The sequence below is a fragment of the Pseudomonas sp. PAGU 2196 genome, from assembly GCF_022179005.1.
In the GTDB taxonomy this organism is placed as follows: domain Bacteria; phylum Pseudomonadota; class Gammaproteobacteria; order Pseudomonadales; family Pseudomonadaceae; genus Aquipseudomonas; species Aquipseudomonas kermanshahensis.
Genome location: NZ_BNTL01000032.1, coordinates 17,874 through 43,926 on the forward strand (window position 1 = coordinate 17,874; position 26,053 = coordinate 43,926).

Sequence of the window (26,053 nt, forward strand, 5' to 3'; positions counted from 1 at the left end):
TTCAGCAGGGGTTGCGCAGCCCTTTGAGCATCAGTTCCGTGGCGTCCAGGGCCTGCTCCAGCCGTTGGCCTTGGCCCTCTTCTTCGGCAATCCAGAGTGCCGTTTCTGCCAGGCCGCCGCAGATCAGCGACGCCAACGCCTGTGGATTGGCCTGGGCGACCACGCCTTGCGCCATCAACTGCTCCAGCATGCTGCGCAGCGACGCGACGCAGTGCAGCTGCGCTTGCGGGGTAGGGGCACCCAATATGGCACGCCCATCGCGTAACACGATGCGCTGAATCTCCGGTTCGCGGGCCATTTCCAGGTAGGTGCGGCAGCGGTTGCGAAAGCCCTCCCAGGGGTCGCTGGCCGTGTCGGAGATCGCGTGCAGCCGAGCGTCCATTTCTGCGTCGATTTGCGCAATTACGGCGGCCAAAAGGCCCTTCTTGTCGCCGAAATGATGATAAAGGGCACCACGGGTGAGGTTGGCCTGGGCCGTCAGGTCGTCCATCGATGTCTCACCATAGCCACGTTCGCTGAAAACCTGGCGTGCAGTCTCCAGTAAGGTGGCTCGGGTTTGTTCCATGTCGGCTCGGGTACGTCTGACCATTGGGGCTCCTGGAAATGCAGCTTTACATTCAGTGCGTATGATAATAGGGTTTTAATCATACGGCTTGTATGTAAGTCGCTTTTTTCGATACGGAGAGTCGATCATGCTCAACCCCTACCGCCAGCTGTTCCAGGCAAAAGGCACGGCCGGCTTTGCCATGGCAGGCCTGGTGGCACGTTTGCCTTTGCCGATGACGGGCATCGGCATCATCACCCTGCTCTCGCAGCTACGCGGTAGCTATGCCCTGGCGGGGGCCGTGGCGGCTACGTTCGTGTTGACCTATGCGCTGATGTCACCGCAGGTTTCCCGCCTGGTCGACCGGCACGGGCAGCGCCGTGTGCTGCCCGCCGCTGCAGGCTTGTGTGTGATAGGCCTGCTGGTGCTGTTGGTTTGTACCTGGTGGCAAGCGCCCGATTGGGGGCTGTTCGTCGGGGCCGCGTTGGCAGGCTTCATGCCGAGCATGTCGGCGATGGTCCGTGCGCGCTGGACGGCGCTGTACCGGGACACGCCACAGTTGCAGGTGGCGTATTCCCTGGAGACGGTGCTCGACGAGGTCACCTTTATTGCTGGCCCGCCGGTTTCGGTGGGGCTCTGCGTGGGCGTACTGCCCCAGGCCGGGCCATTGGCTGCTGCGCTGCTGTTGGCGATCGGGGTGTTCGCCTTGGTCGCTCAAACCGGCAGCGAACCGCCCGTGGATGCAGACGCGGATGCATCGAAAGGGCAGGGCTCGGTATTGCAGCACTGGGATGTTCGGCTGCTGGCGTTGCTGATGGTGGCCATGGGCGTGATCGTCGGCAGCGTCGACATCGTCAGCGTGGCTTTCGCCGAACAGGCCGGCATGCCGGCAGCGGCCAGCGTGGTATTGGCGTGCTATGCCGTCGGTTCCTGCGCTGCTGGCCTGGTATTCGGTGCCTTGAAATTGCCAACGCCTTTGCACCAGCTGCTGTTGCTGGGCGGCATGGCGACAGCAGTCACGACCTTGCCGTTGCTGCTGGCTGACAGCATCTTCGGGCTTGCAGCTGCCGTTCTGCTGGCGGGCCTGTTCTTTGCGCCGACCCTGATTGTGGCTATGTCGCTGGTGGAGCGCAGTGTGCCCGCACAGCAGCTGACCGAGGGCATGACCTGGCTGCTGGCGGGGTTGAATGTCGGTGTCGCGCTGGGGGCGTTGGCGTCAGGGCAGGTGGTCGACCTGTTGGGCGCCAAGGCAGGCTACCAAGTCGCGGTGGTCGCGGGAGTGGCGGTCGCGTTGGTGGCGCTGTACAGCTATCGACGGCTGGGCACAGCGACGGGTGCAGCCTTGTCAGGCGCTTGAGCCCGGCGCAGTGGCACCTCGTGCAGCAACCACGACAAGGCGAATGCCACACTGGTAATCAGGCAGGCCATCAGGAACACCTCGTGCATGGCGGCGGAAAACGCTTCCAGGTAGGCCTGTTGCAAGGCGGCCGGCAATGCATGCACCGCGGTGGGTGACAGGCTGGCCGCTGCCCCAGCCTGGGTAGCGAAGTCGCCGCTCAGTTGCCCCAGCAACGCATGGGAAAACAATGCGCCGAACAGCGACACGCCGATGGAGCCGCCAATCGAGCGGAACAGCGTGGCGCCAGACGTTGCCACGCCCATGTGGCGAGGCTCGACACTGTTCTGCACGGCCAGGATCAGCACCTGCATGACCATGCCCAGCCCGGCACCCAGCAGGCCCATGTAGACGTTCATCAACGCCATGGGGGTGTGCAGGTCGAGCCGGCTGAGCAGGCCCAGGGCAATCACCTGAAGCAGGGTGCCGACGATCGGGAAGATCCGGTAGCGGCCCCAGCGACTGATCAACCGCCCGGTAATCGCCGACACCACCAGCAGGCCGCCCATCAAAGGCAGCATCTGCAAGCCGGCACTGGTCGGCGTGGCGTTTTTCACCACCTGCATGTACAGCGGCAGGAAGGTCACCGCACCGAACAGCGACACCCCGACGATAAAGCCGATCAGGCCGGCGAGCACGAAGGTGCGATGGCGAAACAGGTGCAGCGGCATGATCGGTTCGGCGGCGCGACGTTGTTCGAAAACGAAGCCGACCAGGCCGATCAGGGCGAACAACGCCAGGCACAGCACATCGAGCGAAGCCCACGGCAGCAGGCTGCCGCCCAGGCTGGTGATAAGCACCACGGCCGCCAGGGCGACGGTCAGAAAAAACGCACCGATGTAGTCGACCACGTGTTTGACCCGGGCCACGTGTGGCCGGAACACGCCGCCGATCACCAGCAGCGCGAGCAGGCCCAGCGGCAGGTTGATGTAGAAGATCCAGTGCCAGGACAGGTGCTCCACTAAAAAACCGCCGATCAGCGGGCCTACCACCGTCGCCAGGCCGAACACGCCCCCGAACAAGCCTTGGTAACGGCCGCGTTCGGCTGGCGCGATGACATCGCCGATCGCGGCCATCGCCACCACCATCAGCCCGCCGCCGCCCAAGCCTTGCAGGGCCCGGAAGGCGATCAGCTGGGCCATGTCTTGCGCCGCACCGCACAGCGCCGATCCCAGCAGGAACAGCACGATGGCAATCTGCAATACCCGCTTGCGGCCATACAAGTCACCGAACTTGCCGTACAACGGCACCACCACCGTGGACGCCAGCAGGTAGGCGGTCACGACCCAGGACAGCCAGCGCAGCCCGCCGAGGTCGCTGACGATGGTCGGCAGCGCGGTCGAGACGATGGTCTGGTCGAGGGCCGCGAGGAACATCACCAGCATCAGTGCGGCCAGCAGCAGCGGAATAGACGTGTGCGTATCCGCTGCGGCCTGCGCGGTGAGGGAGGTGTTATCGGCTGTCGAGTGCATGGGGCTGACCTGAACTGAGTGAGGCGTTCGTGGGGGCCGCGGTCCGTGCGTGATCAGTTGAAGCCCGCCTGGGCATACTGGCGGCCAACTTCCTGCAGGCCTGCCAGGGCGAAGCTGTACAGCTGGGCAGCCACTGCATCGCCGGGCATTTGAAGAATCTCGTGCAGCGCCCCGGAGCCACCGCGCGGGCCGATCAGCAGCATGGCCCAGGGCGCGGTGACGCAGAGGATGCAGCGGGTGAGGGCAGGGGCGTTCACGGGGATGGCGGTGATTTCGCTGAACAGCCCTTTCAGCAGCGCCAGCTTCAGCGGCGCTGCGGCCTGCAGGTGAGCCTGGCCGTGGGGGCTGGGGGCGAGGATTTCGGCGGCCAGCACACGCAGGTGCCAGTTGTCCTGGGCCTGCGAGGCCTTGCGAACCACCAGCTCTACCAATACCCGCAGTTTTTCTGCAGCCGGCTGTGTGCCCTGGGTGATCCGCTGCAAGTCGCTGATATCCAGAAAGCGCTGGCGCGCCTCGTCGAGCACGGCCAGGTACAGGCCATTGCGGCTGCCAAAGTGGTAGTTGATCGACGCCAGGTCGACCTCTGCCTTGGCGGCCACGGCCTTGTTGCTGGTTTCGGCATAACCGAGCGCGGCGAACAGTTCACCGGCGGATTCCAGGATCCGGGTACGGGTGACGGCGCCGTCCTTGCGGGGTTCTCGGGGGGCTGCGGGCATGGCGGGCTCTGCGCTGTAGGGAGTAGGCAGAGCTTGTAACAGGCTTAGTCTAAAATCAATTTAAATTTAATTTAAGCGCCGACCGGGGCGCGGCTCAAGGCCGCTCCCGGTGGTTGTGAGGGGGTTATTTCACGTTGCTGGCCGTCTCCTGCACAGGTTCGGCCTTGTCCTGTGGCAGGTGGTCGAACTCGCGCAGGCCGTTGTTGCGGTAGGGGTCACCGATCCAGCGCGGCACAACCTCGAACTGCGGGTTGACGATGCTTTTGGCAGGCTCGTACAGGTCATAGCTGAGCCCGGCCAGATCGGACAGCGTGTGAATCAGGTGCGAACTGCTGTAGGCACGGTTGGCCGTGGCCTGCAGGTCGCGCGGGTGGGCCGCTTGCCAGCTCGGCGAGGTCCACAGCAGGAACGGGATGGTGTACATCGGCCGGGTCGGGGCGCCTTCGTTGCGCCCCAGGCGGTCGTGATCGCCCGAGCTGTAAACATCCTCACCGTGGTCGGAGAGGTACAGCAAGAAGCCGTTGGGGGTGGTGGCCGAGTAGCGCTTGATCAGGCTCGACACCACGTGGTCGTTGTAGCGCACTGCGTTGTCATAGAAGTTGTAGGTTTCCACCTCGCTGGGCGAAAGCTTGGCCGGCACGCCCTGGCGATCGCTGAAATGCTGGAAGGCATTCGGGTAGCGGTAGCGGTAATCCATGTGCGTGCCCAGCAGATGGATGATGATGAACTTGTTCGGCGCTGGGTCTTGCAGGGCTTTCTCGAACGGGTCCAGCACCACTTCGTCGTACTGGCTGGCGTTTTGGTTGCGCTGGTTGTTCAGGTAGACCGGCACGTCCGTTTGCTGGGAAAAGGTGGTCAGCATGGTGTTGCGCTTGGTCATGGTCTGCTGGTTGGTGATCCAGAAGGTCTTGTAGCCTGCCTGTTTCATCAAGTTGATCAGCGACGGGTCGGTGAGGAAGCGGTCCGGGTGCTGTTCGTCACCAAAGGTCAGGATCTGCTGCATCACTTCGATGGTGTAGGGGCGTGGCGACACCACGTTGCTGAACACCGTCAGGCCCTTGTCGCTGGCGGCCAACGCATCGAGGTTGGGCGTGGTATCGCGCGGGTAGCCGTACAGGTGCATGTGCTCGCGGGTGGTCGATTCGCCCAGCACCAGGACCAACGTGCGCGGCGCGTCACCGCTGCGGTTGCGCAGGTTCTGCAAGGGCGGCAGCGCAGCGTTCTGCGCCAACAGTTCCTGCATGTTGTTCAGCTGTTGGCGGTATTGCTTGTAGCCGACCAGCAACTGCCACGGCACGGCAGGTTCCATGCGTTGCTGAACCTTTTCGGCAGCGTCGGCAAAGTTGCGTTCCTGGGTGACCATCTGCTTGTAGAAGGGGTACACCAGGTTGGCCACCAGCAGCAGGACAACCACCGGGATGCGGCTGCGCAAGGGCAGCGTGACCGGGCGCACGCGCTTGTACAGCAGCACGGCCACCACGGTATACAGCAGCAGCGCCAGGCCCAGCCAGAGGCTGAAGTACTGGCTGAAATACTCGCCAGCCTCGGCGGTATTGGACTCGAACATCACGAAGATGACGCTTTGCGAGAACTCCTGGCGGTAGATGCCGAAGTAGCTCAGGCCGACCAGCGAGGCGGCCCATAGCACCAGGCCGATGACTGCCGCGGTGGCGCGGGTAAAGCGCGGCAGCAGCAGTACAGGGGCCAGCCACAGGCTGCTGAGAAACAGCGCATCGCGAAAGCCGGCAAAGCCAGTGGTGCCACTGAACAGCAGCAGCGCCTGGGTAACGCCTGAGAAATACCAGAAGAACAGCAGGAGCCAGCCCAGGCCGGCCCAGTCCACGCCTTTGCGCGTGGGGATTTTTTTAATAGCTGACACGTATGCCTCGTTGAACCTTGGCAGCCACCCAATGTGCGCGTGGCCGGAAAGGGCGTGACGCTAATCTGAAGGTTGTGAAAATAACGTCAAGGCGCAGCGCAACGAGACGGGATGCACGCCCGCCCGGGGCGTTTCAGGTGGCTTCGGGCAGAGTCGCGTTGGCGTTTTTCGGGGGGCGGATCGAGCCGATGTACACCGCCACAATGGTCAGTAACGCACCGCACACCTGGAGCGTCGAGTTGGCCTTGCCTAGGAAGGCGATGTCGATGAAGTAGGTGATCACCGGCTCCAGCAGCAGGATCAGGCCCGCCAGGCCCAGGCTGATCGCGCCGATCGAACGGTTGACCAGCAACCAGCCGACGAACTGCACCAGCACGCCATAGATCACCAGCATCAGCCAGGTCTGCCCATCGTTGATGGCCAGGCTCTCACCGTTGGCCAGGGCGTAGCCAAGCAACACCAGCGCTGCCCACAGGCTCAGGTTGAGCATCTGCGCGATCTTGTCGCCACCGCCGTCGGGCAACTGGGTGTTGACCTTGAGGAAGTACACACAGACGGCATAGGCCAGCCCCGACAGTACCCCATAGATGACACCCTTCATGCCCAGCGCACTGCTCATTTCGGGCATCAGCAACAGGTACAGCCCGACAAAGGCCAGGGTGATCGAGACGAGGAAGTTGGCCGAGGGCTTTTCCTTGAGCAGGTAAAAACCCAGGAAGGTCATGAAAAACACCTGGCAATTGGTCAGGATCGAGCCGATGCCAGGGCCGACGATGTAGATGCTCTGGTGCCAGAGTGCCAGGTCAATGGCCAGAAACACGCCGGCAAGCCCGGTGTACAGCTGCGCCTTGAAGCCCTTGAGCATGACCGGCATACGCCGCGCCTTGAGCAGCAGGAAGAACAGGATGGAGGCAAACAGCATCCGGTAAAAGCCCGCGCCGCCGGCGCCTATCTGGGCGAATGCGACAGTCAAGGCGGAAAGGCTGAGCATCAACCCGCCGAACGTCAGCTCGAGGAGTGCGCGGTTGTTGTTGGTCGACATGAGGGTACCCGTTGATCAGTGCCTGTTTAAGGCGTGATAACGTAGCCAGCTGCCGTCGGAACGTATTGTAAAAAACTGCACACGCGGTGGTTGAGCTTGGGAGTGGGGGACAGGGTGTACAAGGACTTCGCTGCGTTCAGGCGCATACCTGAAGGGGGGTGTGAACTGCTGACGGCGCGATACAGCCACCAGGCGTTCGGCCGCCACTCGCATGATCGCTATGCCGTGGGCGTTATCAGCGCCGGCATGGAGCGCATGTACTACCGCGGTCGCCATGACCTGGGCGGGCCGGGGAGTGTGGTTACCATCAGCCCCGGGGAGATCCACGATGGCGTGCCCGCCCATGAGCAGGGCTGGATGTACCGTATGCTGTATGTGGACCCGCACTGGCTCAATGGCACCTTGATGCCGAAGCAGGCCAGCGACTTCATCCACCTGTTCCGGGCTGCGTTCGCCGAGCGCCCGGCACTGGCCCGCACGTTTTTGCATCACCATCAAGCGCTCGAGGCGTCGCACTGTAGTCTGGAGCGAGAAAGCCTGTTGCTGGAGTTGCTGCCCTTGTTGTTCGCGCCCAGCAGCCTGTGCGATGCAGCCACCGAGGCCATCGAAAAGCAGGCCGTGCAGCAGGTGCGGCATAAGCTTGAAGACGAATACGACCAGCACGTCTCGCTGGAGCACCTGGCCAGCCTGGTGGGCCTTGAGCCGTTGTACTTGATCCGGGTATTCAAGAAGAGCGTGGGCATCTCGCCCCACAGCTACCAGATCCAGGTGCGGGTCGCCCACGCCCAGCGCCTGTTGCGTGCAGGCCTGAGCATCGCCGATGCCGCCATCGCGTGCGGGTTCTTCGACCAGAGCCATTTGAACCGGGCATTCAAAAAGGTGGTGGGGCTGACGCCGGGCAGTTTTCGTAGCGGATATTCGCGGGTTTGATTTCTCAGGCGTACAGGTATGATGCCTGCAGCGTAACCAGACCTACAGGCCCAGTGGAACCATGAACCGTCGTAAGAAGATCAAACAGTTGATGCAGGCGCATGCCAAGAAAGCCAGTGCCAAGCTGGCGCCGAAAAGCAAGCCCAAGTACATCAGCAAAGCTGACCGGTTGAAGCTGGCAGAGGCTGCCGAAACCACGGTTGTCGAATCGCCGAGCTGATAAAACAGAATCGTGCCTCGCTAGACCATCGCCGTTATGCATTTCCCTGTAGGAGCAGCCTTGTGCTGCGAAGAGGCCGGTAGCCACCCAATAAATCCTCGCTGCTGTCACTGGCCTCTTCGCAGCACAAGGCTGCTCCTACCGGGGGCCGCGCATCAACGGCGATAGTAGCGGTGATCGTCCTGATAGCGGTGATGCATCGCGCGTTCATGGCGACGCTCCCAATCACGACGGCGTTCCCAATCGCGTCGGCGCTCGGCTTCGCGGCGGGCTTGCTCGCGGCGCCATTGTTCGCGGCGCCAGTCGCCTCTGCGATCGTGCCAGTTGCGGTCATCATGGGCGAGCAACGGTGCCGTGTGTTCACTCGCCAAGCTGGCCACGGTCGGCCAAGGGTTTTCTGCCGGATGCTGCGGTGCCTGAACGGTTGCGGCCGGGGAGACCGCGTTCGAGGTCTTTATCTGTGATGCTGGTGCCGAGCCCACCGCCGCGAACGTGAACAGGCTGAGAAGCATCAACCGTGCGACATGCATTTTCATGAGCGAAGCCAACCTCTGGTTCTATTTACCTGTGCAGATAGACCTTTAAATAGGGAAAAGTTCTAGAGGGGGTATGGGGTGATTGCTTTGGCGCCTATGAGAACGAGCGCCGCCCGGGCGGCGCTCGATCTCAAACGCGCCAAAAATCTCCAACCAAGCACCTGTCAGCCCCGACGCACTATCAACCTCCATCCGCCAAAAACACAGCCCGCAAATGCCCCCGATAACTGTCAAACGCGGCAATCACCCCGGCAACCACCTCCGCTTCCTCATCAGCCCCCAGTGCCAACCCATCAAGCTTGGCGACAAACTCACGCCAGTGCAGGCCGCGGCCATCGGGGTGGGGCGCCAGGTGCCGAGCGCCCAGGTTGCCATCCAGGCCCAGGCGCTGGGTCTGTTTGAACAGGAACGCCGCCCCCAGGTTCGACCCTTCGCTGCAATACAGCCAACCCAACGCCTCGGCAGGGCTGGCAATAACCCGTTGCGGCGCAGCAGGCAGTGGCAACCCCAAGGCTTGCAGATCTGCCTCCACCGCTTCGAACCGCGATAAATGCACCAACCCCGGCAGCAGTCGATTCAGCTGCTCGTCGCGGTACAACGCCGTCAGGCTGCCATGGAAACGGTGTTGCACCTGCAGGAAACGGGCATAGCGCTCACGGTCCTCGAAGGGGCGTGCGGCCATGACCAGTGTGTCGACACTGTCGTGGTCGCGGCTGCTGGACGCTTTCAGGCGTGCGCAGCGGCCGGGTTCGGTGAGGCACGTGGCGGTAGCAGTCATTGGGCGTTTCCGTGTCGAGGTGGCGAGGGTGGCATGGTAATCAGATCGCTCAGCCCAGGAAACGATCCTGTCATGCTGAAAATAATCGCCGGTGATTTATCATGCAGCCTGTCGTCATTACCCCAAGGAGTCAGCGCATGAGCGCCCCTCAGTTCCGCAACCCCGTGCCCGCCGACGCCGAACGCTGCTACGCGATCGAAATCGGCGCCTACGAAGGGGATGAAGCGGCAACCCTGGAAAAAATCCGCACCCGCATTGCCCAGTACCCGGAAGGTTTTCTGCTACTTGAAGCCGAGGGCGAAACCGTCGGCTTCATCAACAGTGGCTGTGCGCATGACGTGGTCATGTCCGACGAGGCCTTCAAGGAGCTGGTCGGCCATGACCCGGCAGCGCCGAACGTGGTGATCATGTCGGTGGTGGTCGACACCGCACACCAGGGCAAAGGCTACGCAACGCGGCTGATGAGCGAGTTCATCCAGCGCATGAAGGCCCAGGGCAAGCAGACCATCCACCTGATGTGCAAAGAGCAGCATGTCGCGTTGTACCAAAAGCTGGGCTACACCTACGTGCAGCCGTCGCCCTCGGAGCACGGTGGCATGGCCTGGCACGAAATGCTCATGACGCTCTGAGCCTTATTCGGCCATCTGCAGCTCGGGCAGTTTCACCCGAAACGCCCGGGTCAGCCCGAGCAGGCAGGCGAACCCCACGCCCATCCAGCACAGCCCGATGGTGAACGACAGGCTCGACAAGCTGCTCCACAGCCACAGCGTACTGAGAAATCCCAGCCCAGGAACCACGCCGTACAGCAGGCAGTTGCGCGTGCCACGCAGCTTCTGGTCGACCAGGTAGTGCTTGACCACGGCCAGGTTCACGGCGGAAAACGCGAACAACGCGCCGAAGCTGATCATGTTGGCGACGGTGTCGAGGGTGATGAACAGGGCGATCAGCGAGAGCAGGCTGACCAGCATGATCGCCGCCCCCGGTACACGCTTTTTCGTCACCAGCTGGCCAAACACGGCCGGCAACGCCCCATCGCGTCCCATGGCGAACAGCACCCGCGACACGCTTGCCTGGGAGACCATGGCCGAAGCGAAGCAGCCGGCGACATAGGTGGCGGTAAACGCCGTCACCAACAGTTCACCGCCCACCCGGCGCATCACGTCCACCGAGGCCGAGTCGGGGTCGGCGAAGCTGCCCCACTCCGGGAAGACCATCTGCGCGCAATACGACACCACCAGAAACAGCAGCCCGCCGATCAGCGACACGGCCATGATCGCCAGTGGGATGCGGAACGTCGGGTTGCTGGTTTCCTCGGCCATGGTCGAGACCGCATCGAAACCAAGAAACGACAGGCACAGCACCGCGGCGCCGGTCATGATCAGCGGCACGCTGAAGCCCTCATGGTGGAAGGGCGCAAGCAATGATACAGGTGCCGACTGGCCGGCCAGGTTGCTGATCGACAAGCCGACGAAGACGATGATGAACACCAGCTGGACGACCACCAGAATCCAGTTCACCCGGGTAATCGATTCGATACCGATCAGGTTGAGGAAGGTCACCAGGGCGATGGAGCCAGCGACCCACACCCAGGCGTGGACGGCCGGGAAGTACTCCGACATGTAGATGCCGATCAGCAGGTAGCTGAGCAATGGCAAGAAGATGTAATCGAGTAGCAGCGTCCAGCCGGTCATGAAGCCGATGTGGGTGCCGAAGGCTTTGCGGGTGTAGGTGTACACGGAGCCGGAGTAGGGGTGCGCTTGCACCATGCGGCCATAGCTGTAGGCAGTCAGCAGCATGGCGGCGAGGGTCAGCAGGTAGGCCGTGGGCAGGTGCCCCTTGGTCATCTGGGTAACCAGGCCATAGGTGGTGAATACCGCCAGTGGCACCATGTAGGCAAGGCCGAACAGCACCAGGGCACTCAGCCCCATGGATTTTCTGAAGCGGCCCGAAGGGCTGGAAGGCGACGCGGCATGGGCGGGTTGGGCTGTAGTTGTTGTTGTATGCATTGCTAACTCCTGAAATCGGATGCAGGACGCCGCGGTAGGCGAGTGGGCTCGATACCGTTGCGGGGTCATGAAAGGAGGCTGGGCCAGCGTGCGGTGCGCGGCCCTCAGGGGTGGGGCCGGACGATGCTCCCACACCCCGGGCACACTCGAAATCACCCTTTGGGGTGANNTCACCCCAAAGGGTGATTTCGGTCTCTGCCTGGCCGTGGGAGTATTTGCAAACAACGCGCCGCCCCGACGGCGATACCGTTTCCCGCTACCGGCAGAATTCCAGTGAACAGTGACCAATTGGCTTCAGAGCAGTGGTTCGAGCACATGGCCAAGGTGACCGACACGATCGGCCAACCAGGCTTTGCCGCCACCTTGTTCGGTGCGCTCGGGTTGATCCGGCCGATCCAGGCCACCACGGTCTACCTCTACCCCCATGACGGCATGCCGAGCGCGCTGTTCGAGCAGGATGACAAGGCGCCCTGGCTGCCAGAAGGCAATGTCAGCCGCTACCTTTCCGGGTTCTACCTGCTCGACCCGTTCTACGGTGCCTGCGTGGAGCGCGTCGAGTCTGGCTGCTACGGCCTGTTCGACGTGGCCCCTGACCACTTCGAAGTGAGTGAGTACTACCAGTCGTTCTACCGCCATTCGCACCTGGAGGATGAGCTCAATTACATCCTGCAGGTCGCGCCCGGCCAGAGCCTGGCGGTGTCGCTGGCCTTCACCGACAAACTCGACGGGCCAAGCCGCGAGCTGTTCGGCCGTGTCACGCCCTGGGTGCTGGCGGTGCTCAACAAGCACTTCGCCGGGCTGGGGAGCCGCGGGGGGCGTTTCGAGAACGTGCTGGAGCAGCGTATCCATGCCGCGCTCAACAACTTTGGCAGCTCGTTGCTGACCGAGCGCGAGTGCCGCATCGCCCAACTCATCCTGCGTGGCCACTCGACCAAGTCCTTGGCCGAGCGCCTGGGGGTGTCGGAAGACACCATCAAGTCCCACCGCAAAAACGTTTACGCCAAGCTCGACATCGGCACGCAATCCGAACTGTTTTCCTTGTTCATCGACGCGCTGGCCAATGCCCAGGGCGTGCTGGGCAAGGACCCGCTGGAAAGCTACATGGGCAAGCTGCGCTAAGCGCCGCAGCCCTGCAACACCCACCGACAACAAGGAAAACCACCCATGAATGCGCCTTTCGTTCCCAAACGCCAGACTCGTGACTACCAGGCCGCCGACGCCGCGCACCACATCCATGCCTTTCTCGACCAGAAGGCGCTCAATGCCGAAGGCCCGCGGGTCATGGTTGGGGGGGAGCGGCTGCACCTGTGGGACAGCGAGGGCAAGCGTTACCTGGATGGCATGTCGGGGCTGTGGTGCACTCAGCTGGGTTACGGTCGCAAGGACCTGACCGCCGCCGCCGCCGCACAAATGGACCAGTTGGCCTACTACAACATGTTCTTCCACACCACCCACCCGGCGGTGATCGAGCTGTCCGAGTTGTTGTTCAGCCTGTTGCCTGGCCACTACAGCCACGCGATCTACACCAACTCCGGGTCCGAGGCCAACGAGGTGCTGATCCGCACCGTGCGCCGTTACTGGCAGGTGGTTGGCCAGCCGACCAAGAAGATCATGATTGGCCGCTGGAATGGCTACCACGGCTCGACCCTGGCGGCCACGGCGCTGGGCGGCATGAAGTTCATGCACGAGATGGGCGGGCTGATCCCGGACGTGGCGCACATCGACGAGCCGTACTGGTACGCCGAAGGTGGCGAGCTGACCCCGGCCGAGTTCGGCCGCCGCTGCGCGCTGCAACTGGAGGAAAAGATCCTCGAACTGGGTGCGGAAAACGTCGCCGGTTTTGTCGCCGAACCTTTCCAGGGGGCCGGGGGCATGATCTTCCCACCGGAAAGCTACTGGCCCGAGATCCAGCGGATCTGCCGCCAATACGACGTGCTGCTGTGTGCCGACGAAGTGATCGGCGGTTTTGGCCGCACCGGCGAATGGTTTGCCCATGAGTATTTCGGCTTCGAGCCGGACACCCTGTCGATCGCCAAGGGCCTGACCAGCGGTTATGTGCCCATGGGCGGCCTGGTGCTGAGCAAGCGCATCGCCGAAGCCCTGGTGGAACGCGGCGGCGTGTTTGCCCACGGCCTGACCTACTCAGGCCACCCGGTGGCGGCGGCCGTGGCCATCGCCAACCTCAAGGCGCTGCGCGATGAAGGCATCGTGCGCCAGGTGAAGGATGACACCGGGCCGTACCTGCAGCGCATCCTACGTGAAGTGTTTGCCGATCACCCCTTGATTGGCCAGGTGCAGGGTGCCGGCCTGGTGGCGGCGCTGCAGTTCGCTGAACACAAGCCGACCCGCAAGCGCTTTGCCAACGAGAACGACCTGGCTTGGCAGTGCCGCACCTTCGGCTTCGAGGAAGGCGTGATCATTCGCTCGACCCTGGGCCGGATGATCATGGCGCCGGCACTGGTGGCCAACCGCGCCGAGCTGGACGAACTGGTCGACAAGACACGTATCGCTATAGACCGCACTGCCCGGTTAGTGGGCAGGCTCTGAGCCAGTGGGGGCGCTTTGCGCCCCATCGCGACGCAAGGCCGCTCCTACAGGTGCAGGCGATCGGCTATAGGAGCGGCCTTGCGCCGCGAATGGGCTGCAGCGCAGCCCCAGAATCCAAGACAGTCATAGGGAGTGAAAATGGAGCGTCTCGAATACTGGCAAACGCGCGCTGCAAGCCTGCGTTTGCCCGACAAGGCCCTGATCGGCAGCCAGCAGGTGAGCGCTAACAGCGGCGCCACGTTCGCCGCCATCAACCCGGCCACCCAGCAGGTACTGGCGCAGGTCGCCGCTTGTGGTCAGGCTGAAGTCGACCTGGCGGTGGCCACCGCACGCCGTGCCTTCGAGCAAGGCCCGTGGTCGCGCATGGCCCCTGTCGAGCGCAAGAAGGTGCTGCTGCGCCTGGCCGAGCTGATCATGGCCAACCGCGAAGAGCTCGCGCTGCTGGACTCGCTGAACATGGGCAAGCCGGTCATGGATGCCTACACCATCGACGTCCCCGGCTCGGCGCATGTCTTTGCCTGGTACGGCGAGGCACTGGACAAACTGTACGACCAGGTAGCGCCCACCGCGCCCAACGCGCTCGCCACCATCACTCGCGAAGCGCTGGGCGTGGTCGCCGCCGTGGTGCCGTGGAACTTCCCGCTCGACATGGCGGCCTGGAAGCTTGCGCCGGCGCTGGCTGCCGGCAACAGCGTGGTGCTAAAACCCGCCGAGCAATCGCCGTTCTCGGCGCTGCGCCTGGGGCAACTGGCGCTGGAAGCCGGTTTGCCGGAGGGCGTGCTGAATGTCGTGCCGGGCCTGGGCGAAGACGCGGGCCGGGCGCTGGGGCTGCACCCGGACGTCGACTGCCTGGTGTTCACCGGCTCCACCCAGGTAGGCAAGTACTTCATGCAGTACTCGGCGCAGTCGAACCTGAAGCAGGTCTGGCTGGAGTGTGGCGGCAAGAGCCCGAACCTGGTGTTCGACACCTGCCAGGACCTGGACTTGGCCGCGGAAAAAGCAGCGTTCGGCATTTTCTTCAACCAGGGTGAAGTGTGTTCGGCGAACTCGCGCCTGTATGTGCAGCGCTCGATCCACGATGCGTTCATCGAGCGCCTGCAAGCCAAGGCCCGCCAGTGGATGCCCGGCAACCCACTCGACCCGGCAAGCCGCGCGGGTGCCATCGTCGATGCCGAGCAGACCGGTCGCATCAAGGCCGCCATCGACCGTGCGCACGCGCAGGGCGCCCAGTTGGTGTGCGGTGGCCGGCGCCTCACCATTGACGGCTCGGACAACTACATCGAACCGAGTATTTTTGCCGGCGTCGATGGCAGCATGAGCCTGGCCCGGGAGGAAGTGTTCGGCCCAGTGCTGGCGGTCAGCGCGTTCGACACCGAAGAGCAGGCCGTGCGCCTGGCCAACGACAGTGTCTACGGCCTGGCTGCGTCGGTGTGGAGCGACGACTTCAACCAGGTGCATCGCGTCGCGCGGGCGTTGAAGGCGGGCACCGTTTCGGTCAACACGGTGGATGCGCTGGATGTCACGGTGCCGTTTGGGGGTGGCAAACAGTCGGGGTTTGGTCGCGACCTGTCGCTGCATTCGTTCGACAAGTACTCACAACTCAAGACCACCTGGTATCAGCTGCGCGCTTGAAAAGCGGACTGCGTACCCCAGCGACGCGCGCCCGGTGTAGGAGCAGCCTTGCGCTGCGAAGAGGCCGGTGAACGCACTGAAGATTTACTGTGTTATCTCCGGCCTCTTCGCAGCACAAGGCTGCTCCTACCACGACCGCGCATGACTGAAGGGCAGGGCAGTCAGCTCAACTCCCCTTCGATGATGATCACCTCGCGACGTGCTGCGCGCAGGGCGAATGCCTTGGCCTCTGTATAGGCAGGGTCCTCATAGCAGGCTTTTGCCTGGGCATAGCTGGCGAACTCGACCGCCAGTACACGGCTGCTAGTGTGCGACTCCAGCAGTGCACCTGGGGCAAGCGGCTTGAGCGTTGCGCCGTACTTTGCCGCGATGGGGCCCCACAGTTGGCCATAGGCTTGCTGAGCCTCTGGGTCGGTGACGTCAGAGGCAAAAATGATCCAATACCCTTTCATAGCCATTCCTCGTAATGTTCAGTGCTGCTTGAACGCGGCCGCCGAAGCCTCGAAAGACTGGCCAGCGCGCGGGTTCCACTGCACACCGGAGCGCGCTACCACGCCCGGTTTCAGCTGTTGATGTTGGTCATAGTCGTGTCGCGGGTGGAAGAACAGCGGCTCAAGCTCATCCAACTGCGCAAGGTGCTGGGCGTAACGTTCCAGGTAGTGTTCGCGTTGTTCGTCCGTGACTTGGGCTGGCATCCACGCCGCGAAGGGCGGCAATACTGTAAAACCGGTGTAAGCCAGAATGCCATTATGGATCGGCCAAAGAATGTGATGCAGGTCGCCGTCGATGCCATTGGCGGTGTACAACGTGCTGGCCGTGCCCGTGGTCAGGCTCAGCATGGCGCGTTTGCCTTTGAGCAGGCCGGTGTCGTATTTGCGCCCGGCAGCATAGGCAAAACCACGGCTTAGCACGCGGTCTACCCAGCCTTTGAGGATGGCCGGCAGCGAAAACCACCAGACGGGGAACTGGAAGATCACCAGGTCCGCTTCTGCAACCTTATGTTGCTCGCGGGCCACGTCCGCACTCACCGTTCCCGTGCTGTACGCCTGCTCCTGAGCGTGAGCAGGGTTGAAATAGTCGCCTTGGGCGAAGCCTGCAAACTCGTCCGTCGCCAGCACGGCATTCCAGCCCATGGCATAGAGGTCACTGACCCGCACCTGGTGCCCCTGCGCGGCCAGGCGACGCACGGCCGTGGCCGTCAGTGCGCCGTTGAATGAACGTGCCTCGGGGTGAGCATGAACGATCAGGACTTTCATGGGGCGGCTCTCTCTGGAAAAGTCATTGCCTTGATGCGGGCAATTGTCTTGGCGGGGGCAACGCGTTACAAATCATCTGTCCTGACGCCATGGAAGAGAAAAACTGCATCATGCGAGCCGACACGCCACTCAAGGCCATTGCCTGTTTCGATGCTGTAATGCGCACGGGCAGCGCTACGCTTGCCGCTGAGCGTTTGTTCGTGACCCCCGGCGCAGTGGCGCAGCAACTGCGAAAACTCGAGGCGTGGCTGGGGGTGGCTCTGTTTGTTCGCAGCGTGCGCAAGCTGCACCCGACAGACGAGGCGTTGCGCTACTGGGCGCAGGTCAGGCCAGCACTCGAGCAGATCGACGCCGCCAATGCCGCCGTGCAGCGCAAGGGCGCACTGCAGGTGTCGCTGAGCCTGCCACCGGCGTTTGCCAGCACCTGGTTCGCCCGGCGCATGGTCGACTTCACCCAGCTGCACCCCGGCCTGCAGTTGCACCTCAATGCCGACGCTGAAACCGTGGACTTCCTGACCAGCAGCTACGACCTGGCGGTGCGCCATTTCGATGGCAAGGACGACAGCCTGCAGGCCTGTCTGTTACTGCAGGATGAGGCGAGGGTCTATTGCAGCCCGCAGTACCGCGAGCGTTTGCAGTTGCTGGCGGTGGCAGACCTGCACAAGGCGACCTTGCTCTACACCACGTCCCACGCAAACTGGTCGCGCTGGCTGGGCAACGCCGGCTTGTCATTTGTTGGCGTTGCCAGCGGCCTGCATTTTGACCAGTCGGCGCTGGCCATCGACGCCGCCAGGCGCGGCCAAGGGTTGGTGTAGACCAGCCCCTGGCTGGTTGAGGACGACGTGGAGCAAAAGCGCTTGGTTCAGGTGTTCCCGCAGGTACTCAAAACGGGCAAAAACTACTACCTCGTTCACGGCAAGCACAGTACGCTCAGCGTGGCGGGGCAGCAGCTACATGACTGGATGCTAGGTGCAGCGTCAGCCCCGTAATCACCAGGGAGGTAACGATGCAGCCACTGACCCACGCGCAGGTACTGGCCATTGCCCAGGAAAATCCCATCAACCGGGCTTTGCTGTCGCTGTTGCCCACGCTGGATATACCGCACTGCATGCTGACAGCGGGGTGCCTGTTCCAGGCCTTCTGGAACCATCGCTCAGGGCAACCGGCAGCGTGGGGCATCAAGGATTACGACATTGCCTACTTCGATGAAGACCTGTCGTGGGAGGCTGAAGACCGGGTGATCGCACGGGTTCAGCAGGCCTGCGCGCACCTTGGCGTCAATGTCGAGGTGCGCAATCAGGCCCGTGTTCACCTGTGGTACGCGTCGAAGTTCGGCGCCACCTACCCGGCATTGCAACGGGTAACCGATGGCATCGACCGTTACCTGATCAGCTCGACCTGCCTGGGCATAGATGTTTACACCGGCGCGCTGTACAGCACCCATGGGCTGGATGATCTTCAGCACGACCTGCTAAGGCCCAACCCATTGAACCTGCAATCTGCGTTGTTCGAGCAAAAAGCGGCCAGCTACCGGGAGCGCTGGCCGTGGTTGAAAGTGGTTGGCTGAGCGATCACCGCACATCACACCTGGCTGTCAGTGCGCCCGTCACGAATGGTCAGCCGGGGTGAGCCACTGCGCGTAAGTGATGCAGCTGATGTGTTCGGTTCGATAATCCTGGAGGAACGGGTTGTACTTGTTTTCTTCGGTGTGGTGATGGCGGAACCCACACTTCGATTGGGCAACAAAAGACTGGGTGTTGTCAGCGAAATAGCCACACCAGAGCGCCTTGAGTTTCAGGGTTTCAAACCCGTGCCGCATCACTTCACGCACGGCTTCGGGAATCAGGCCTTTGCCCCAGTACGGCACGCCGATCCAGTAGGCGATTTCGCCTTCCTGCTCGCTGATCTCGAAGTGGCTGTTGCCGCCTATCAGAATGCCTACACACCCCACTGCACGGCCGTTCTCCTTCAGTTCGACGGCATACACCTCGGGGTGATTGAACACGGTGCGGATGACCTCGGCACTGTGTGCAACGCTGGTGTGCGGTGGCCACCCCGCGACAGGGCCAACGCGGTCGTCCTTGGCGTATTCGTATAAGTCAGCGGCATCTGTTTCTTGCCAGGCGCGCAGCCGTAGCCGTTGTGTTTCAAGTCGCATGTCCTGTACTCATCCTGGGTTGCTCGGGCTTCACAGGGTAGTGCGCGGCGCTTGATGGGGATACGTCAGTACCTCGGTAGTTTCGGTACTTTTCGAAACTCCATCAGCGAGCGGTGATAAGCTTTGCGCAGTTTAAGCGGGCAGCGTTGATCCACCATGCAGCATATTCCGAAACTGGTTACACCTGGCGATCCGCCGCGGTTGGGGGACACCACCCTTGCCGAAGGGGTAGGCGTGCCGCTGTCTTTCGGCCATGCCTACATAACGCTGCTGGTGTGCTTGTCCGGCAGTGCCGCCTTCGCATTCAACTTCAAGCACCAGGCGGTCAGGCGTGGTGATGTGATGGTGTTGGCCGAGGACACGATCGCGTTGCTCAAACGTCGCTCACGCAGTTTCAGGGTATTTTTTTGCCTGATGCCCAAAGGCTTTGCTGCGGAGGTGGCTTACCAACTGCCAAACCCCTTGTTCGTTTTCTTGCATGACCACCCTCACTGCGTGCCGGCCAATGCTGACAGGCCGCTGCTGGCGGGCTGGTTGGCGCACATGCGGGACATTGCGCAGCGCTGCCCCACGTACCAGCACATCATGCTTAGAAATCACCTGCAAAACTTGTTTCTGAAGATCGCCGAGCAACTCCCGGCGCAGTACCAGGCGGGCCGGCAATTCAGCCGCCAGGAAACACTCAGTTGGCGTTTCTGGGAGTTGATAGGCAAGCACTGCATGCGCCACCGAGAGGTGAAGTTTTATGCCGATGCGCTGACGATCACGCCGTTTTATCTGTCGCAGCTCAGCAAGACTTTTTTCAATGACACCCCCAAAGGCCTGATTGACCGCCAAGTGACCTTGGAAATCAAGGCACTGCTTTCATACAGTACCCTGGCGATTGGGCAAATCGCGGACACGCTCAACTTCGCCGACGCGTCGTATTTGTGCCGGTATTTCAAACGCCAGACGGGGGTTTCGTTGTCCTACTATCGCAGCCACTCGCATGAGCCGAACGGATCGCGGCCAGGCCCTTGATTGCTAGGGTTGCTTGCGGCGGGGCATTATCCTGCTTTGACTCGCCACGGATGACGACCATGCACATACGCCAACTGATCCACGACGACCTGCCCTCTGCCAGCACCCTGTGCCTGGACGCATTCATGCAGGCCGTTGCACCTTCACTGTCGACGCAGGGTGTGGACACCTTCGCCAAGGTGGCGGCGGCACAGGCGTTTGCCGAGCGTATGGAGGGCGATAACCTGATGCTGGTGTGCGTCGCGGACGGCGCCCTCACCGGGTTGATCGAATTCAAGGAAGGCCGCCACGTGGCCATGCTGTTCGTCGCACCGGACTGGCAACGTCGGGGCATCGGTACGCGCCTGATGAACGCGGCACTGGCGCAGGCGAGGGAGGCGGTGGTGACGGTCAGGGCCTCGTTGTCATCGGTGGCCGCCTACGAACGCTATGGGTTCGTTCTGACAGGCGACGTGGGCGAGTTTGCAGGGCTGGTCTATCAGCCGATGGAGAAGCGGTTGCCCTGATTTTTAGCGATGCCGTTACCCAACGCCCAATTCTCCTTGCACACATAGGCGCACTTGCCGGGGACGCATCCCCCTGTAGGAGCAGCCTTGTGCTGCGAAGAGGCCCGTGACAACAACCAAGATTGATTGTGTTGTCACGGGCCTCTTCGCAGCACAAGGCTGCTCCTACCGGGATTGGGGTTGAGCGGGGATTTGACGCGTCTGTGGCCCGAATCAGAAGCTGTACTTGAAACTCGTCATCACATTGCGTGGTGCGCCATATACGCCGTAAAGGCCGGATTGGCTGTAGTACTCACGGTCGAACACGTTGTTCAGGTTCACCGATGCACTCAAGTGCTGGTTGATGTCATAACGAGCCATCAAGTTGGTGACCGCGTAGCTGCCCTGGCTGAAGGTGTGCAGGTCGGCGCCGACTTTGCTCTGCCAGTTCACCCCACCGCCGACCGTGATCTTGTCCAGTGGCCCATGTAGCCGGTAGCTGGTGAAGGTCTTGAAGCTGTTGCGCGGCAGGTTGGTGTTGATGCGCTGGTCGTCGGCGTCAGTGGTCACCGAATAGGCATAACCGGCCGATGCTTGCCAGCCTTCGGCCAGCTCGCCGTTCAGCTCCAGTTCGATGCCCTTGGAGGTGGTGTCCTGTTCGGCGCTGTAGACGTTGTCGTGTTGCCAGATGGCCAGGTTGTCCTGCTCCAGCTTGAACACCGCGAGGCTTGAGTTGAGCTTGCCATCGAGGTGGGTGCCCTTGATGCCGAGCTCGTAGCCGACACCTTCCATCGGGTCGAGCGGCTTGTTGCTCTCGTCGGTGACCCACGAGCCCTGCGGGTTGAAGATCTTGGTGTAGCTGGCGTACAGCGACCAGGTGTCGTCGAGGTCGTAGACCACGCCGGCATAAGGGATGAATACGCCGTTTTCCTCACGGTTCACTTCGGTTTCGTCGCCGCCATACGGCCTGTCCGAGGTGTCGCGCTTCCAGTTGATCAGGCGGCTGCCAAGAATCAGGCTGAGGTCGTCGGTCACGCTGAAGCGCGAGGTCAGGTACGCCGCGTACTGGTCTTCGTCGATCGATGACTTGCCGCTTTCGACGAAGTCCGGCTTGGCAGACTTGCCGTCCCAAGTGAACAGGTTGTCGATCACACCCGCTGGCGAGCCGGCGTAGTCATAGCGCCAGCCGCCCCAGCTTGGGGTGTTTTCCCGGTATTGGGACAGGGTCATGCCGGTAATCAACTCATGGTCACGCCCGAACAGGCTGAACGGGCCGGTGACGTACAGGTCGAGGTTGTCTTGGCGTGGGGTGCCGGAAAAACGCACGGGCAACTGGGTCAGGCCGCTGCCCTCCGGGCTCAGCTCACCCATGGCAAAGTTGAACAGCTCGTCGAATTTGTTCTCGGCATGGGTGAGTTCGACCTTGCCGCTCCAGCCGTTGCCCAGTTGCTGCTCGATGGAAGTGAAGAAGCTGGTTTGCTCGTGATCGTTGTACGACCAACTTGGCGCGGCATTGAGCGAGCGCTTGAGGTTGGTGCGATCACCGGTCGTGAAGCGCGTCGGCAAGCCGGAGCGCAGCGGTGAATCGATGTCGCTGCGCAGGTAGCTGAAGCCCACGGTCAGCAGGGTGTCTTCGCTGAGGTCGAATTCGGTGATGCCATACATCAGCTGCGATTGCTGGTTGTAGCAGTCAATCCAGGCTTTTTCGGTTTTGTAGTCGGCGACGAAGCGCCCCCGCACGTTGCCGGTTTCGGTCAGCGGCCCGGACACATCAAAACCGGTGCCATAGCGGTCCCAGTTACCCGCTTCGCCGGTGATGCTGGCCTGGGCGTCGGCGGTGGGGCGCTTGCGGATCAGGTTGATCGTCGCCGAGGGGTTGCCCATGCCGCTGATCAGGCCGGTGGCGCCGCGCACGATTTCGATGCGGTCGTACATCGCCATGCTCTGCGAGTAGTTGTCCAGGCGGGTACTGGTCGGCACACCGTCGACCTCGTAGTTCTGGATGGCAAACCCGCGCGACCAATACGAATCGCTCTCCGAGCCCAGGCCATCGCGAACCACGGTGATGCCTGGCGCGGCTTCCAGTGCGTCGGTGAGGTTGGTCAGGCGCTGGTCATCCAGGCGCTGGCGGGTCATCACGGTCAGCGATTGCGGGGTCTCGCGAGGGGTAAGGTTGAGGCGCGTGGAACTGCTCGACGAATAGGTGGTGTAGAGCCCGCTGCCTTCGGTGGTCGAACCCGGCGCCTTGCCAGAGATGGACACCGCGCTCAGCTCCAGGGCCCCGGTGGTAGTGGCTTGCAGCGAATAATTGCCGTTGACGCCGCGGCTGGCTTCAAGCCCAGTGCCAGCGAGCAGCATCGCCAGGCCCTGGTCGATATCGAAACGGCCCTGCAAGCCGCTGGTGCTGCGGCCCTCGGTCAATGCCGTGGGGTAAGACAGCAGAATGTGCGCGGTCTGGCCAAAGCGGGCCAATGCGGGCGCCAGTGGGCCGGCAGCGATATCGAAATCGGCCTGCGCCTGCTCGGCAGCGGTGGCCCAGCCGGGCGTCAGCAGCAGCGGGGCGCTTGCACTCATGCAAGCGATGCCCTGGACCACTGCGCCGGCAAGTTTTTGCGTAACCGATAACTGCCAGCCCTGGCGTTTGCGTGCGGTGCGATTCACGAGTGTTCCCCCATTGATTTGAAGTGCTGAGGGTTAAGTCTCGTGAGACGCGAAATCGGACCACCTCTGTGCAACTTTTTTTTCGTCAGGCCATGCGCGGCTTCAACGTCACCCAGTAGCGGGTGAAATGCTGCACGTCGAGCTGCAAGGTGTCCGCCACTGCGGTGATGATTTTTTCGGTGTTATCCAGCGGGAATGTGCCTGACACACGAAGGTCCGCCAAGGCGGGGTCGCAGGCCAGGTGCCCACGGCGATAGCGGCTGACGTCGTCGAGAAAGGCCGCCAAGCGTTGGCCTTGGGCAACCAGCATGCCTTGGCTCCAGGCGGGGGCACCGGGGGGCACGGACTGACGGTCGAGCACGCCCTGGCGGCTGAAGCTGGCCTGATCCCCGGCACTCAGCAGAAGGGGTGGATGGGGCTGCAAGGCGGGTTGCACCGACAAGCTGCCCTGATACACGCTGACCTGGGTGAGCTCGGCGTGCAGCCTCACATTGAACTGCGCCAGTGTCGATGCGAGGCGGCCATGCACGGTGTCCACCCACAGTGGCCGGCTATCGGCGCGTGGCGACCGGCTAATCAGCACCTCGCCGCGCAGCAACCGCAAGCGGCGTGCCTGATGGTCGAACGCCACATCAAGGGCGCTGTCGGTGTTCAGCTGTACCTGGGTGCCATCGGCCAGCGTCAAGCGCCGTTGCTCGCCGATGCGGCTGTGGTAGTCCGCGCGCCAGTCTTGTACCAGCGCGGCGTCTTTCAGGTACCAGGCGCCGGCACCTGCGGCCATCAGCAGCGATAGTTGCTTGAGCACCGTGCGCCGCGACGGCTGCTGGCGCAGCGCCGCGTGGGCCAAGGGGCGTTGGCTTGGGCTGCGCATTTCCTGCATGCGTTGGGCGAACACCAGGGTCCGTTGCCAGGCGTGCTCGTGCAGCGGGTGCGCCTGGCGCCAGCTCATGCAGGCGGCCAGCGTGGCAGCGCTGACGGCTGGCTCTTGCAGTTCGAGGTGCCACTGCATGGCCTGCTCGGCCACCTCGCCCGGGATCGATGCAGAGCCCTGGCCGTTCATGGCAGGTCCAGGCTGTGATCGAGCATGATGCACAGGGCGCCGGCCTTGACGATGTAGCGCTTCACCGTGGTAATCGACACGGCCAGCCGCTCGGCAATGTCCGCGTGCCCCAGGCCATCCACCTGCGACAGCAGGAACGCTTCGCGCACCGGGCGCTCGAGGCCGTCGAGGGCGGCGTCGAGGGCGATCAGGGTTTCCAGCAGGATTGCCTGGGTTTCCAGGCTGGGCGCGACCTGTTCGGGCAGGGTCGCCAGCGCCTCGAGGTAGGCGCGTTCGAGTTTTTGCCGGCGAAAATGGTTGCACAAGACGCTCTGCGCCACCTTCGCCAGGAAGGTGCGGGGTGCATGCAACTGTGGCACGTTCTGTTTGTTCAACAGGCGCAGGAAGGTGTCTTGCGCCAGGTCCGCTGCGCTATGCGAGCAGTTCAGCCGCAGCCTTAGCCAGCGCGTCAGCCAGCTGTGTTGCTGGCGATAGAGCAGGGCCACATCGCACAGAAGGGGATCAGGGGAAGGGAGCATGGAGTGCGGCCGCCGCAGGGGTCATTGTTGCAAACGATAATGCTTATCATATATACGGCTTGGGCAGCCCTGCAATACGCGCGCGCGGCAATTGCCTTGGCGGTCTCTGGTCCGATATAAAACTGCTGCCCACCGGGAAGGCGCACACTGGCTGTAGCTCAGATCATCTGAGCATTGAGAGGTGTGTATGACCACTGGCAAGCGCTTCACAGAGGCTGATGCCCCCGCTGTCGAACCAGGGCACGGCGAAGACTGGCCAACCGGGAAAGATGAAGACGATACCGAGGTGCAGACGCCGACGGAAAGCCAAAGAGGTTCCGGCCATCCCGACCCGTCCAGAGCCTCTGCGGCAGAGCGGTACAGCTATCAGCCGAAGCAGAAAATCAGGCCATAACGCTTGGCTAAACGGCAGGACGTACAGGCGGCAGGTAGGGAAGCAGGCGTTCGGTCTCTTTCCTGACCACCGCGTAACACTCGCAACTGAGCTGCTCCAGGTGTGCCCTGTCGAGCACCCTGATATGCCCCCGGTTGTATTCGATCACGCCCAGCCGCTGCAGTTTGCCAGCGGCGTCGGTCACCCCTTCGCGGCGTACGCCCAGCATGTTGGCGATCAGTTCCTGGGTCATGCACAGCCGGTCGCCCGGCAGGCGGTCCAGCGACAGCAGCAGCCAGCGGCACAGTTGCTGGTCGATGGAATGGTGCCGATTGCACACCGCCGTTTGCGCCATCTGGGTGATCAATGCCTGGGTGTAGCGCAGCATCAACATCATCAGCTCGCCATGGCGGTTGAACTCGTCCTTCAAACGCTGCCCCGGCAGGCGATAGGCATGTCCGGCGCTTTGCACGATCGCACGGCTGGGGGTGCTTTCGCCGCCCATGAACACGGCGATGCCAACCAGCCCTTCATTGCCTACCACCGAGATTTCCGCCGAGGCGCCGTTCTCCATTACGTACAACAACGAGACGATCGCATCGGTGGGGAAGTAGACATGGCGCAGGGTGTCGCCGGACTCGTAGAGCGCTTTGCCAAGGGGCAGGCTGACCCGTTCCAGGTGCGGCTCCAACCGGGCGAACGTGTCCGCGGTCAGCGCGGCCAACAGGTGATTTTGCCGGGGGTTGGAGGTGGGTTGCATGCGCGGGACCGTCGGGGGCAGCGGTTGTCGCAACAAGGTTAGCCCCCACTGGCACGTGCTGCAT

26 protein-coding genes are annotated in these 26,053 nt (G+C 62.6%); 11 read left to right on the top strand and 15 right to left on the bottom strand.

From position 1 onward, the window contains the following. Position 1: 1 nt before the first annotated feature. Positions 2-589, bottom strand: coding sequence for a TetR/AcrR family transcriptional regulator (locus tag MFF34_RS23945; RefSeq protein ID WP_238216828.1), 588 nt, complete (start codon positions 587-589; stop codon positions 2-4). Between the two features lie 103 nt (positions 590-692). Between MFF34_RS23945 and MFF34_RS23950 the strand changes: the two genes are divergently transcribed. Further along, positions 693-1,901 carry an MFS transporter gene (locus MFF34_RS23950; protein WP_238216831.1) on the top strand — a complete coding sequence of 403 codons (1,209 nt, stop codon included), beginning with the start codon at positions 693-695 and terminating at the stop codon, positions 1,899-1,901. Here MFF34_RS23950 and MFF34_RS23955 read toward each other — a convergent pair. The 4 genes from MFF34_RS23955 to MFF34_RS23970 form a co-directional block, all read right to left on the bottom strand. Further along, positions 1,853-3,412, bottom strand: a complete 1,560-nt coding sequence (locus MFF34_RS23955) for an MDR family MFS transporter (protein ID WP_238216833.1) — start codon at positions 3,410-3,412, stop codon at positions 1,853-1,855. The genes MFF34_RS23950 and MFF34_RS23955 overlap by 49 nt on opposite strands. A 53-nt stretch (positions 3,413-3,465) precedes the next feature. Beyond that, entirely contained in the window at positions 3,466-4,128 is a 663-nt protein-coding gene (locus tag MFF34_RS23960; protein WP_238216834.1) for a TetR/AcrR family transcriptional regulator, read from the bottom strand. Between the two features lie 124 nt (positions 4,129-4,252). Then, the gene (locus tag MFF34_RS23965; RefSeq protein WP_216642092.1) at positions 4,253-6,007 is read right to left on the bottom strand and encodes a phosphoethanolamine transferase CptA; all 1,755 of its coding nucleotides are present in this window, start codon (positions 6,005-6,007) and stop codon (positions 4,253-4,255) included. Between the two features lie 133 nt (positions 6,008-6,140). Then, positions 6,141-7,049 carry a DMT family transporter gene (locus MFF34_RS23970; protein ID WP_238216836.1) on the bottom strand — a complete coding sequence of 303 codons (909 nt, stop codon included), beginning with the start codon at positions 7,047-7,049 and terminating at the stop codon, positions 6,141-6,143. A gap of 114 nt (positions 7,050-7,163) precedes the next feature. Here MFF34_RS23970 and MFF34_RS23975 point away from each other — a divergent pair, with 114 nt between their 5' ends. Continuing rightward, the gene (locus MFF34_RS23975; protein ID WP_238216838.1) at positions 7,164-7,979 is read left to right on the top strand and encodes an AraC family transcriptional regulator; all 816 of its coding nucleotides are present in this window, start codon (positions 7,164-7,166) and stop codon (positions 7,977-7,979) included. Between the two features lie 61 nt (positions 7,980-8,040). After that, the gene (locus MFF34_RS23980; RefSeq protein ID WP_081717545.1) at positions 8,041-8,199 is read left to right on the top strand and encodes a DUF2986 domain-containing protein; all 159 of its coding nucleotides are present in this window, start codon (positions 8,041-8,043) and stop codon (positions 8,197-8,199) included. 155 nt (positions 8,200-8,354) lie between these two features. Here MFF34_RS23980 and MFF34_RS23985 read toward each other — a convergent pair whose 3' ends face one another. Then, positions 8,355-8,735, bottom strand: a complete 381-nt coding sequence (locus tag MFF34_RS23985) for a hypothetical protein (RefSeq protein ID WP_238216840.1) — start codon at positions 8,733-8,735, stop codon at positions 8,355-8,357. 181 nt (positions 8,736-8,916) lie between these two features. Then, positions 8,917-9,513: a biliverdin-producing heme oxygenase gene (locus tag MFF34_RS23990; RefSeq protein WP_238216842.1), complete on the bottom strand. Its 597-nt coding sequence runs from the start codon at positions 9,511-9,513 to the stop codon at positions 8,917-8,919. Between the two features lie 137 nt (positions 9,514-9,650). Here MFF34_RS23990 and MFF34_RS23995 point away from each other — a divergent pair, with 137 nt between their 5' ends. After that, positions 9,651-10,142 carry a GNAT family N-acetyltransferase gene (locus MFF34_RS23995; RefSeq protein WP_186680527.1) on the top strand — a complete coding sequence of 164 codons (492 nt, stop codon included), beginning with the start codon at positions 9,651-9,653 and terminating at the stop codon, positions 10,140-10,142. 3 nt (positions 10,143-10,145) lie between these two features. Here MFF34_RS23995 and MFF34_RS24000 read toward each other — a convergent pair whose 3' ends face one another. Next, positions 10,146-11,519, bottom strand: a complete 1,374-nt coding sequence (locus MFF34_RS24000; RefSeq protein ID WP_238216844.1) for an APC family permease — start codon at positions 11,517-11,519, stop codon at positions 10,146-10,148. Between the two features lie 315 nt (positions 11,520-11,834). Between MFF34_RS24000 and MFF34_RS24005 the strand changes: the two genes are divergently transcribed. The 3 genes from MFF34_RS24005 to MFF34_RS24015 all read left to right on the top strand — a co-directional run bounded on the left by MFF34_RS24005 (position 11,835) and on the right by MFF34_RS24015 (position 15,698). Further along, positions 11,835-12,638: a helix-turn-helix transcriptional regulator gene (locus MFF34_RS24005; RefSeq protein ID WP_238216989.1), complete on the top strand. Its 804-nt coding sequence runs from the start codon at positions 11,835-11,837 to the stop codon at positions 12,636-12,638. 45 nt (positions 12,639-12,683) lie between these two features. Continuing rightward, a complete protein-coding gene (locus tag MFF34_RS24010) occupies positions 12,684-14,066 on the top strand; it encodes an aspartate aminotransferase family protein (protein WP_238216846.1) in 1,383 nt (460 codons plus the stop codon). 138 nt (positions 14,067-14,204) lie between these two features. Next, on the top strand, positions 14,205-15,698 hold the full coding sequence (locus MFF34_RS24015) for an aldehyde dehydrogenase (RefSeq protein ID WP_238216848.1): 1,494 nt from the start codon (positions 14,205-14,207) through the stop codon (positions 15,696-15,698). Between the two features lie 161 nt (positions 15,699-15,859). Here MFF34_RS24015 and MFF34_RS24020 read toward each other — a convergent pair whose 3' ends face one another. Then, the gene (locus tag MFF34_RS24020; protein WP_238216850.1) at positions 15,860-16,150 is read right to left on the bottom strand and encodes a DUF1330 domain-containing protein; all 291 of its coding nucleotides are present in this window, start codon (positions 16,148-16,150) and stop codon (positions 15,860-15,862) included. 18 nt (positions 16,151-16,168) lie between these two features. After that, complete coding sequence (locus MFF34_RS24025) at positions 16,169-16,954, bottom strand: NAD(P)H-dependent oxidoreductase (RefSeq protein ID WP_238216851.1); 786 nt, start codon at positions 16,952-16,954, stop codon at positions 16,169-16,171. A gap of 110 nt (positions 16,955-17,064) precedes the next feature. Between MFF34_RS24025 and MFF34_RS24030 the strand changes: the two genes are divergently transcribed. Next, positions 17,065-17,769 carry a LysR family transcriptional regulator gene (locus MFF34_RS24030; protein WP_238216853.1) on the top strand — a complete coding sequence of 235 codons (705 nt, stop codon included), beginning with the start codon at positions 17,065-17,067 and terminating at the stop codon, positions 17,767-17,769. A gap of 191 nt (positions 17,770-17,960) precedes the next feature. Further along, a complete protein-coding gene (locus MFF34_RS24035; protein ID WP_238216855.1) occupies positions 17,961-18,521 on the top strand; it encodes a nucleotidyltransferase family protein in 561 nt (186 codons plus the stop codon). 39 nt (positions 18,522-18,560) lie between these two features. Here the strand turns inward: MFF34_RS24035 and MFF34_RS24040 are convergent, their stop codons facing one another. Next, on the bottom strand, positions 18,561-19,112 hold the full coding sequence (locus MFF34_RS24040) for a GNAT family N-acetyltransferase (protein WP_238216857.1): 552 nt from the start codon (positions 19,110-19,112) through the stop codon (positions 18,561-18,563). Between the two features lie 156 nt (positions 19,113-19,268). Here MFF34_RS24040 and MFF34_RS24045 point away from each other — a divergent pair, with 156 nt between their 5' ends. Both MFF34_RS24045 and MFF34_RS24050 read left to right on the top strand, forming a co-directional pair. After that, the gene (locus MFF34_RS24045) at positions 19,269-20,132 is read left to right on the top strand and encodes a helix-turn-helix transcriptional regulator (protein WP_238216859.1); all 864 of its coding nucleotides are present in this window, start codon (positions 19,269-19,271) and stop codon (positions 20,130-20,132) included. A gap of 59 nt (positions 20,133-20,191) precedes the next feature. Next, entirely contained in the window at positions 20,192-20,638 is a 447-nt protein-coding gene (locus tag MFF34_RS24050; RefSeq protein WP_238216861.1) for a GNAT family N-acetyltransferase, read from the top strand. A 213-nt stretch (positions 20,639-20,851) separates the two neighbouring features. Here MFF34_RS24050 and MFF34_RS24055 read toward each other — a convergent pair whose 3' ends face one another. The 4 genes from MFF34_RS24055 to MFF34_RS24070 form a co-directional block, all read right to left on the bottom strand. Beyond that, positions 20,852-23,191 carry a TonB-dependent receptor gene (locus MFF34_RS24055; RefSeq protein WP_238216991.1) on the bottom strand — a complete coding sequence of 780 codons (2,340 nt, stop codon included), beginning with the start codon at positions 23,189-23,191 and terminating at the stop codon, positions 20,852-20,854. A 172-nt stretch (positions 23,192-23,363) separates the two neighbouring features. Next, positions 23,364-24,338: a FecR domain-containing protein gene (locus tag MFF34_RS24060; protein WP_238216862.1), complete on the bottom strand. Its 975-nt coding sequence runs from the start codon at positions 24,336-24,338 to the stop codon at positions 23,364-23,366. Continuing rightward, positions 24,335-24,856 carry a sigma-70 family RNA polymerase sigma factor gene (locus MFF34_RS24065; RefSeq protein ID WP_085273147.1) on the bottom strand — a complete coding sequence of 174 codons (522 nt, stop codon included), beginning with the start codon at positions 24,854-24,856 and terminating at the stop codon, positions 24,335-24,337. Before MFF34_RS24065 ends, MFF34_RS24060 begins: the two co-directional genes overlap by 4 nt. 401 nt (positions 24,857-25,257) lie before the next feature. Further along, positions 25,258-25,989: a Crp/Fnr family transcriptional regulator gene (locus tag MFF34_RS24070; RefSeq protein WP_238216864.1), complete on the bottom strand. Its 732-nt coding sequence runs from the start codon at positions 25,987-25,989 to the stop codon at positions 25,258-25,260. Between the last annotated feature and the right edge of the window lie 64 nt (positions 25,990-26,053).